The sequence below is a fragment of the Marinoscillum furvescens DSM 4134 genome (assembly GCF_003386095.1).
In the GTDB taxonomy this organism is placed as follows: Bacteria; Bacteroidota; Bacteroidia; order Cytophagales; family Cyclobacteriaceae; genus Marinoscillum; species Marinoscillum furvescens.
This window is the reverse complement of record NZ_QREG01000009.1, coordinates 192339-202227: the sequence shown is the minus strand read 5'-3', so window position 1 is coordinate 202227 and position 9889 is coordinate 192339. Positions and strand designations below refer to the sequence as shown.

Genomic DNA, 9889 nt, shown 5'->3' with positions numbered 1-9889 from the left:
AACTCCTTATCGAAGTGTCTTCTTTCTCTTTTCATTATCAGTAAATTTAACTCCTACGAGCTTAACTTACTGTCCAGTCAAATGTAGCAGGTTCAGACCAGTTAGGATCAAGTATTGTTTCTACGCGCTTGCTTTATTAAGCTCTATTGTCCACTTCCTTAGTTAACGTTTTTGGTAAGTATCCTGATGGAGGTAAGAGTTGCTGCTATTGAAATGGAACAAATTCCTGGTTTCGTGCGATATCTTAAGAAGTGTCTGACATTTCGACCATGCCTACATAAATTCCGGCAGACAGGCGGGCTCAATGTAACACTTCTAAAAACCCATTTATACTTTCCAATTATGGATTGATGTGTAAGACGAAGTGACCCATCGCATACTCCACCGCTGATATACGTTATCTTCGTGGGGTCATTCGAACAACACTTAATATCTGAATAATGAAGAAGATTTTTATTGCTTTACTGCTGGTGGCAGTCGCTTTACCGGCGTTGCCCTGGGGTCAAACCGGTCACAGAGTGATTGGCCTGATCGCTGAGCAGCATCTTTCCAAAAAAGCCAAAAAGCGCATTACAGCAATTTTGGAAAACGAAACCCTGGCGGAGGTGAGTACCTATATGGACTTTATTCGCTCTGATGACAATTACGATCACATGGCGCCATGGCACTATGCCACCATACCTGATGGCCAAACCTATGAAGAGGCCGGCACGCCAGATCAAGGTGATGTAATCGTAGCGATAGAAAGGCTAATCAGCGAATTGAAATCGAAAAATTTTACGGATGAGGATGAAGCTTTTGCTATCAAGCTATTGGTACACCTGATAGGAGACATCCATCAACCCCTTCATGTGGGTAACGGTGAAGACAAAGGGGGTAATGATGCGAAGTTGGAATATTTTTGGGAAAGCTCTAACCTGCATAGGGTATGGGATAGTGGCATTATAGACAAGCAGGAGTATAGCTATACCGAATATACTGCGTGGATCAACCACCCTACAAAAGATCAGGTAGCCCAATGGCAGGCTGATGGTGTGCGGGTGTGGGCAAATGAGTCTAAAGACTATCGCCAAGAAGCATACGAGTTGCCGGAGAGCAACAAAATCAGCTACCGATACAATTACAAAAACCTGGATTTGGTAAACCAGCGTCTGTTGCAAGCGGGAATCCGCCTTGCTGGTGTGCTCAATGAGATTTATGGATAGTTAAAGGATGGTGAGCCGTAGCTTGTCTGCGGCTCTTTCCAAATCCACCAGCGCTTCTATAGCCACTACTACCTCTGGTGATACTTTTAAAATTCTAGCCGCTTCGTTTACCTGCTCTTTTTCCTCCAGAGCATAGTCTCCATCTGCCGAACTCATCCGGATGGCGTCATAGATCAGCAATTTGTTGAAACTGGCAAGGGCTGAGGAATTGAACGTGGCAAAATGATCTTCCAGATCAGAATTTTCAAAATCGAATTCTTCCCAATCGGCGATGATTTCTTCATCTACGCCTACTTCTTTGGCCATATCCAGCGTAAGCCACTCCAGCTCAGGATCAGATACGATCCCATCGGATCCGGCAATGGTCAGCAATGCATAGCCATAGGCCCTCCAGCTTCCTTTGGGCACCAGGCTGATACCGTAAAACGTTGGTGATATATTCGTAAGGTCAGAATTCATCTACAATTCAATTAATCACTTCAAATTAATCACTATTATTGAAAACATAAAAGCCGGATGTCTTTTATAATACATCTCGGACCTATGTTAAAACCACTATAAAACTAACGATAAACATGTTTAACGATTCCGACCTAAAACAGATAGCTGATCACCAATTATCTGAAGACTTGATCGATGCGCAAATAGAAAAGTTTAAAAATGGTTTTCCACCAACGAAGTTGGTAAATCCTGCGGTGGAAGGCTCCGGATTAATAAAGCTCTCTCCAGCTGAGGCTGATGCCAAAGCAAAGTTTTATGAAGACAACCTTAATAATTTGGAGGTGGTCAAGTTTGTACCAGCATCTGGTGCAGCCACCCGGATGTTCAAGACACTGTTTGCATTTCTACTGGAGTATAAAGGCACTGATGCCGACTATGAAAAAATGAAAAGCGACCAGAGTGCCGGATCCGTCTTTACGTTTTTCAAAGAGCTCCACAAGTTTGCTTTTTACGAAGACTTAAAGGTGGCCTTTGAAAAAGCTACTGGAAAAACACTGGAAGAAGCACACCTCAAAAGAGAATACACACAGATACTAGAAGTTTTACTTACAGAAAAAGGCCTCAACTACGGCAGTTTGCCAAAAGGACTTTTGAAGTTTCATCAGTACGGCGTGACCAGCCGCACGCCGGTAGAAGAGCACGTGGTAGAAGGTGCACAATACGCTAAAGATGCTGATGGCAACGTAAAGATTCATTTTACGGTATCGCCGGATCACCAGCAAAAATTTGAAGCACATGTGTCGGAAATAAAGGCTGCCTACGAAAAAGAGTATGGAGTGATTGTATCTGTGAGCTACAGTATCCAAAAGCCTTCTACTGATACCATTGCCGTGGATTTGCAAAATGAACCTTTTCGTAACGGTGATGGCTCCTTATTATTCCGGCCTGCCGGGCATGGAGCACTGCTGGAAAATCTCAATGATATCGATGCAGATGTAGTCTTTCTGAAAAACATAGACAATGTAGTACCTGACAATTTGAAATCGGAAACGATTCGGTACAAAAAGGTGATTGCCGGTATTTTGCTGGACTACCAGCAGCGTATCAATGCAATGCTTTCGGACCTGTCGGCATCCACAGTGGATCAAGCCAAAGGACTGCTGGCGGAAATGGGATATCAAGTAAGTGCTGCTTTTGCTGAGCTCAGTACCGACGAGCAAGTCGCATTTGTGAAATCGAAACTCGATCGACCATTACGCGTATGCGGTATGGTGAAAAGTGATGGCGATCCGGGTGGAGGGCCATTCTGGGTAAAAGACACAGATGGAGCTGTGTCGTTGCAGGTGGTAGAGACCGCTCAGATTGACCTTACTGTGGCAGACCAAAATGAAGTTTTTGGCAAAGCCACCCATTTTAATCCGGTAGATGTGGTCTGCATGCTCAAAGACAAGGATGGAAATAAGTACGACCTGATGAAGCACCGTGATCCAGCTACAGGTTTCATTACTCAAAAGTCGAAAGACGGCAAAGACCTAAAAGCCCAGGAACTCCCTGGCTTGTGGAATGGCTCGATGGCCGATTGGAATACGGTATTTGTGGAAGTACCAGCGGTTACTTTCAACCCAGTGAAAAGCGTAAATGATCTCCTCAAACCAGAGCATCAGGGTTGAGCACAGAAAAGCCACTATATTTTGTAGCGATTGTCCCACCTGAGCCCATATATGCTCAGGTGGTTTCGTTTAAAGAAGACATGGCCAGGCGCTTTGGCTCCAAAGCAGCACTCAAGTCACCCCCCCACATCACGCTCCACATGCCTTTTCGGTACCGCGAAGATCGTGAGGACCGACTCTGCGAGGTGTTGCAGCAAGCCATGATTGGATTTGAGCCCTTTGAAATCATTCATGATGGATTTTCGGCTTTTGCCCCACGAGTGATATATGTGGATGTGGAAGATTCGGAACCACTTCAAGCTTTTCGCGAAAGCGTGGTAAAAACCATGCGTCACGGACTCAAGCTGCTCAACGCAGACTACAAAGACCGCCCTTTTCACCCCCATATGACCATAGCTTTCCGGGATTTGCGCAAAGCAGCATTTTATGAAGCCTGGGCCCAATATCAAACTAAACCATATGCCGCCTCCTGGCAAGTGGACCAGGTATCACTTCTAAAGCACACTGGCAAAGAATGGTGTACCTACAGACACTTTAGGTGATTTACCTATTTTCACTCCTCTACGAATAATGCCACTTTACCTTAGATCTAATCAACTTCGCCGAATAAAGCTGCGCGGCATTGAGTTCTTTTGCAAGTTTGTAAGGTCGAGCAATTGACATCCCACCCATCCCCTGTGGTTTCCCACCACTAAACGATAAGTTTTTAATAGCTCCCCCTATGAAAAAAACTGCGACATACATATGTATTGCGGTGCTTATTGGTGTCTTATCACCGCTCCATCTGCTGGCCACTAATCTGGACAACTGCGGAGGTGGTGCATCTCCCGCGACCAACATCGAGAGCAATGGCATAGAGCTTACGGGTACTCAGTGTGGGGAGCTGAATGTCAATGTAGGCACGATCACAGCTGATATCAAACTCTACGGTTCATCTCAGCTGACCATCAACGGAGATATCAACCGCATTCAAGGGAGCATCCTGCTCGAAAACAATACTACACTTATTATCAATGGCAATATCAATCGGATTGAATCTGATCTGGTGATCAAACAAGGAACCGTCTATATAAATGGTTCTGTCACTGCTGATGGCAAAATGGAACTTTCTTTAGGTGGAGACGCCATATTCGATGGAGGTACTTTTATCAGCTCAGGCTCTGACATCATCATCAAATCAGGTTCGGTACTCGACATGCGTAATTCCTCTGAAATACGGGTTCCGGGTAGCCAAACGATTACCAATGATGGAACCATCTTGACAGATGGTTCTGGAAACACTATAAATGGAACAGTAGAAGGTACGGGTACGAATCCGGCCTATATTACCTATTGTGTAGGGTCTCCATGTGTGGAAGCACCTGGTTTTGTCCTAATCGAAACTGGAGGTAGCACTGAAGTGGATGAAGGTGGAGCCACCGACGCGTTTGATATCCTGTTGTTTTACAAGCCTACGGGTAATGTAACTTTTACGCTTACTTCTAGCGATCCTACGGAATTTACTACTTCTGCTACTACGGTCACCTTTACGCCTGCCAATTTCGATGTGGCACAGACCATTACGGTAAATCCTGTGGATGATGCCATCAATGACAATGACATAGTGTCAACCATGACTGCAGCAATTAACACTTTGCTGACGTCTACAGAGTACGATGCTGTTGCTGATAAAACCCTTTCTGTGACCACTATCGATGACGAATTTTTGCCTCCGGTTGCTACCTCTTTTACAGAAAGCACCTCAGAGGACGTAGAGGTATTTACTTCACTCACCGATCTGAGCTATTCTGATCCAGATAATGAGCCGCTGGTGTCCTTGCGAATAGTTGCCACTCCGGCCAAGGGTACACTTTTTAGAGATACACCACCCTATGGGTCTTTTGATGGTACGGATGTGGTGCTAAGCAATGGCAATACACTGACCAATGCACAATTATCCAGTTCGAGATTAGGCTATATTCCTGCTGCCAATGAGTTTGGTACTGGATATGCCTCTATGACTTACGACGTATATGATGGTAGAGAATACTCCACATCTACTTACACCATCAATTTTGATGTGGCGTCTGTTAATGATGCTCCTGCTTTCACTACTTCAGGAAATATTACCGTAAATGAAGACTTTGCTAGTCAGCAAGTAGTCTCCATCACCCCAGATCCGGTACCGACGGATGAAACAGGTCAGACGGTGACGTATTCGCTTGCTCCTACATCAGTCACTTTTGCTACCATAGGTTTTAATACGACTACTGGCCAAATTACTTTTGATGCTATCGCAGATGAGTTTGGATCACAAACATTTACCATTACAGCCAATGATGCACAGACTGCTAATAATACCGCCACTCAAAATGTGACCTTTACGGTAAATCCGATAAATGATGCTCCTTCTTTTACGGCAGGAACAAATGTGCAGGTGAACGAGGATGCAGGTGCTACGAATATTGCTGGTTGGGCTTCAGCAATTTCCAAAGGACCAGCAAATGAAAGTGCTGACATACTTACTTTCAATGTTTCCAATGATAACCCTTCATTATTTGCAATAGCTCCTGCAGTAAATACCAGCACGGGAGACTTGACCTTTACACCAGTGGCAGATGCTTTTGGAACTGCCACGGTAGACATTCAGCTTAGAGACAATGGGGGTACCATCAGTGGTGGAGTGGATTCTACTGCTACCGTATCTATTTCTTTGGGGATCGTTTCGATCAATGATGCCCCTACTTTTAGCATTGCCGACTACCTGGTGGTAGCTATCAACGATGGAGCGAAAACCGTCCCTGGATTTGCAAGTGCGCTTTCGGTTGGAAATGCCTATGAAGCAGGCCAAACACTCACCTTCTCCGTATCAAATAACAATAATGTACTTTTTGCGACGCAGCCTTCCATCGACCCGGTTTCTGGTGACCTATCGTTTACTACAGCTGTGGATGAAATCGGCACAGCTCAGGTAAGCGTACAATTGCAGGATGATGGCGGTACAGCTAATGGCGGTACCAACCTCTCTACCATTCAAACATTTGATCTGGTAGTGACTAATCCTCCTACACTTACTTCAGTAGCAGCTGGCAAACCTGAAGGGAACGAGGACTCAGAAATCTTGATATCCTTTAGCAACTTGCTTTCGGATTCTGATGCACAGGATCTGGACGGTACGGTAGATGCTTTTATTGTAAAAGCACTTGCCGGAGGGACACTCAAAATAGGGGCTACCTCTGCTACAGCGGCGCCCTTTTCAGCGGGTATAAATGACACCATATCCGCCACGAATAATGCATATTGGACTCCTGAGACGGATGCATTTGGAGATCCGCTCGATGCTTTTACTGTAGTAGCAATGGACGACAAAGGCATGACCTCTGATATGGGCCAGTCGGCCACTCCGGCACAGATGGTTAGCCCGAAAGTGAATGCAGTGAATGATGCCCCGTCTTTTACGAAAGGAGCCGATCAGGCCGTAGGTGATACGCATGGCGCTCAAACGGTGAATAACTGGGCTACCGCTATTTTGGCCGGACCTATCAACGAAAGTGATCAGACATCATCTTTGACTTTTGAAACGTCAAACAACAACAATTTAATTTTTGATCAGCAGCCAATGCTTGATCAGGCTGGAACCCTCACCTACGCTCCAAAAGCAGGTCAAAGTGGAGTAGCAACTGTTACTGTGAGACTTAACGATGGAGGAGGAACGAGCTTTGGAGGTCAGGAGTACTCAGCTGATCAGACTTTTACGATTACTGTAGAGCAGCCACCAGTTCTAACTGGTTTTACGTCTGTGGTGAGAACGACCAATGAAGACACACAGTCTGCTAATATTCGAGCCGACAACCATTTACTTCCCAACAGTGATGCTTCAGATCCCGGAGACATTACCTGGGTAAATGCTCCTGTTTTTCGGGTAACAGAAGTGGTATCTGGCTCATTGATCATCGATGGTGCTCCATTCGCGGTAGGCACAAATGACATAATAAGAGAAACTCCGCGAAAGCGAGCGAAATGGACGCCTGCAGCGGATGTATTTGGAGACAGTGTAGCGGCATTTAAAGTTGTGGCTGTGGCCCAAAGTGGTGTGACCTCTCAGCCTCCGGTTACGGCTTATGTGCAAGTGACTTCTGTGAATGATGCTCCAGAAATAACCAGCTTTACATCACCGCTCACGAGCACACTTACAGATACAGAAATTGAAATTACGTTTGCCGAGATGCTCGCCGCTAGTGATGCTTCAGATGTTGACGGTACGGTAGATGCTTTTGAAGCGACGCTAATCAATTCAGGAAGCCTGAAAATTGGATCATCTGCTGGTACGGCAACAACAGCTACTACATTTAACAAAACCATCGACAACACCAATAATGCTTACTGGACTCCCGCCACTAGTGCTTCGGGCAACCTACCAGCATTCACCGTAAAAGCTCAGGATGATTTGGGAGTTTTGTCTACCGCATCGGCTGTAGTCAATGTTCTTGTAGGTGGATCTCCAGGGATGACCGTTTCGGCCATCAGCAACAATATCTCTGAAACAGGCCGCACGGCGACATTCGACGTGGTATTGGATGCTCCTCCTGCTTCAGCAGTAGTTTTGGATATTGCCAGCACAAACACTGCTGAAGGTACGATCACCCCAACAACTTTGACGTTTGACAACAGCAATTGGAATGTAAGCCAACAGGTAACTGTCACAGGAGTAGATGATGGAGTGACTGACGCAGATCAGTCCCTGGCTATTAACGTGTCCGTAAATGCAGCCCTCTCTAACGACGCGTTTGACACGGTTTCTGCTGAAGCGGTTTCCGTTACCAATATCAATGCGATCATCAACAGCACTTCAAATGCTGATACCGTTTCCTGGACCAATGGATCGATATGGCAAGATGGCCTGGCGCCAGCGCCAGATCATGCCGTCATCGGGTCAGATATATTAATCGGTGGATACGTAAGAGTATATCAGGATTCACTTACCTCACTCAGCAACGAACTGGTTTTTGCTCAAAATGGAGCTGAATATACGCTTACAGTTGACTCAGGAGCTATTTTGGTAGTAGAAAACTCACTGATCTTTCAGCAGTCCGCTACCAACTTAGTCGTAAAAGAAGGTGGCCGGCTGGTCGTGCTCGGCAATTTTATCAATGATCCATTTCATTCGGTAGTCAATGATGGAGTAATAGCCATTGCTGAAAACTATTATCAGGCAGATGCATCAGTCAATTATTCAGGTACCGGAAACCTGTATGTTGGTGGTTCGGTCACTACAGTCGGGTCAGATGCTGATTTAGTGGATCAACCAATAGGAAATTTGCAGGATGGAGCAGCACATGAAGATGCGCATGTTTACGAATTGTTGATGACTCACCTTCATGAACTTTTGGTAACCGAAACCAATGATTCTACTTATGTATCAGAAATAGGTCTGGTAGATACTTTGCGTGTGCAATTGAGCGCCCAACCTGCGTCGGATGTGGTACTTGACCTGCTGGCTGCAGATACTTCAGAAACTCAAATAACCCCTGCTACGCTCACCTTTACCAACGCAAACTGGAACGTAGATCAGATCGTGCGAGTGGAAGGAAAAAATGATCCAGAAATTGATGGAAATGTAGTTTCCCTGCTGACCGTTTCGGTAAATACTACAGCTAGTGATTCTAGTTACCAGTTTACAGCTCCAAAAAGCATAGCAGTCACCAATGAAGATGATGATACCTTGCCTGTTGCCATTGACAATGCGCAGCTTGTAGATGAGGATTCGCTCTTAATCTTGTCCAAGACTGATTTTACCTTTTCGGATGCCGATGGTGACACTTTGGTGAAAGTGAAAATTGTATCTCTTCCAGTAGAGGGTTTATTGTTTAGAGATGTAGCTCCAAAAAATGGGCAATACGATACTGGAGAAGAAGTGTTAGGCAATGACGAAATTCTCGTTCAGGAAATCATTGCGGGTCAGTTGATTTATCAAACACCGGCTAATACTTTCGGGTCACCTGCCGATAGTCTTGTTTTTCAGGTTCAGGATGAGTTCTATTTTAGTAATTCTGCCAAGTTGGTGATAAACATCAATGGCGTCAATGATGCTCCAAGCTTTACGAAAGGTGCAGATCAGGTAGTAAACGAAGACACCACCGCTATCACGGTTAGCAACTGGGCAACCTCCATCAGTGCTGGTCCTGGTGAGACTGAAGCAGTAACTTTTGATGTATCAAATGACAGCAGCGCACTATTCAGCGTACAGCCAGCGATCGCTTCAAATGGCACATTGACGTACACACCTGCAGCCAATGCTTATGGTTCAGCAACTGTTAGTGTGATTTTGAACGATGGCCAAGCTGCTAACAACCTCTCTACTACTGAGACATTCACCATCACGATCAATGCGATCAATGACGCTCCTAGTTATACCAAAGGTGCTGATCAGGTAGTAAACGAAGACACCACCGCCATCACGATCACCAACTGGGCAACGTCCATCAGTGCCGGACCGGGTGAGTCTGAAGCAGTAACTTTTGATGTGTCGAATGACAGTTCAGCACTGTTCAGCTCACAACCTTCGATTGCTGCAAATGGTACCTTGACCTTTAC

At 45.4% G+C, this 9889-nt stretch carries 5 protein-coding genes; 4 read left to right on the top strand and 1 reads right to left on the bottom strand.

Features of this window, described 5'->3' with window-relative positions; all coding sequences use genetic code 11:
- The first annotated feature begins 440 nt into the window (after window positions 1-440).
- Window positions 441-1205 carry a S1/P1 nuclease gene (locus C7460_RS11695; protein ID WP_115868288.1) on the top strand — a complete coding sequence of 255 codons (765 nt, stop codon included), beginning with the start codon at window positions 441-443 and terminating at the stop codon, window positions 1203-1205.
- Here C7460_RS11695 and C7460_RS11690 read toward each other — a convergent pair whose 3' ends face one another.
- Window positions 1206-1664: a tellurite resistance TerB family protein gene (locus tag C7460_RS11690; RefSeq protein WP_115868287.1), complete on the bottom strand. Its 459-nt coding sequence runs from the start codon at window positions 1662-1664 to the stop codon at window positions 1206-1208.
- Window positions 1665-1780: 116 nt separating this feature from the next.
- On the opposite strand from C7460_RS11690, the gene C7460_RS11685 reads away from it, so the two are divergent.
- The 3 genes from C7460_RS11685 to C7460_RS23760 all read left to right on the top strand — a co-directional run.
- Complete coding sequence (locus C7460_RS11685; protein WP_115868286.1) at window positions 1781-3316, top strand: DUF4301 family protein; 1536 nt, start codon at window positions 1781-1783, stop codon at window positions 3314-3316.
- Window positions 3313-3858 carry a 2'-5' RNA ligase family protein gene (locus C7460_RS11680; protein ID WP_115868285.1) on the top strand — a complete coding sequence of 182 codons (546 nt, stop codon included), beginning with the start codon at window positions 3313-3315 and terminating at the stop codon, window positions 3856-3858. The genes C7460_RS11685 and C7460_RS11680 overlap by 4 nt, the downstream gene beginning before the upstream one ends.
- A 179-nt stretch (window positions 3859-4037) precedes the next feature.
- On the top strand, window positions 4038-9889 hold a 5852-nt coding region (locus tag C7460_RS23760; RefSeq protein WP_170147982.1), incomplete at its 3' end, for a beta strand repeat-containing protein.

Excerpts from the sequence above, each read along its gene's own strand:
- C7460_RS11690 (WP_115868287.1), bottom strand. The coding sequence starts at position 1,664 with ATGAATTCTGACCTTACGAATATATCACCAACGTTTTACGGTATCAGC.
- C7460_RS11695 (WP_115868288.1), top strand. The coding sequence starts at position 441 with ATGAAGAAGATTTTTATTGCTTTACTGCTGGTGGCAGTCGCTTTACCG.
- C7460_RS11685 (WP_115868286.1), top strand. The coding sequence starts at position 1,781 with ATGTTTAACGATTCCGACCTAAAACAGATAGCTGATCACCAATTATCT.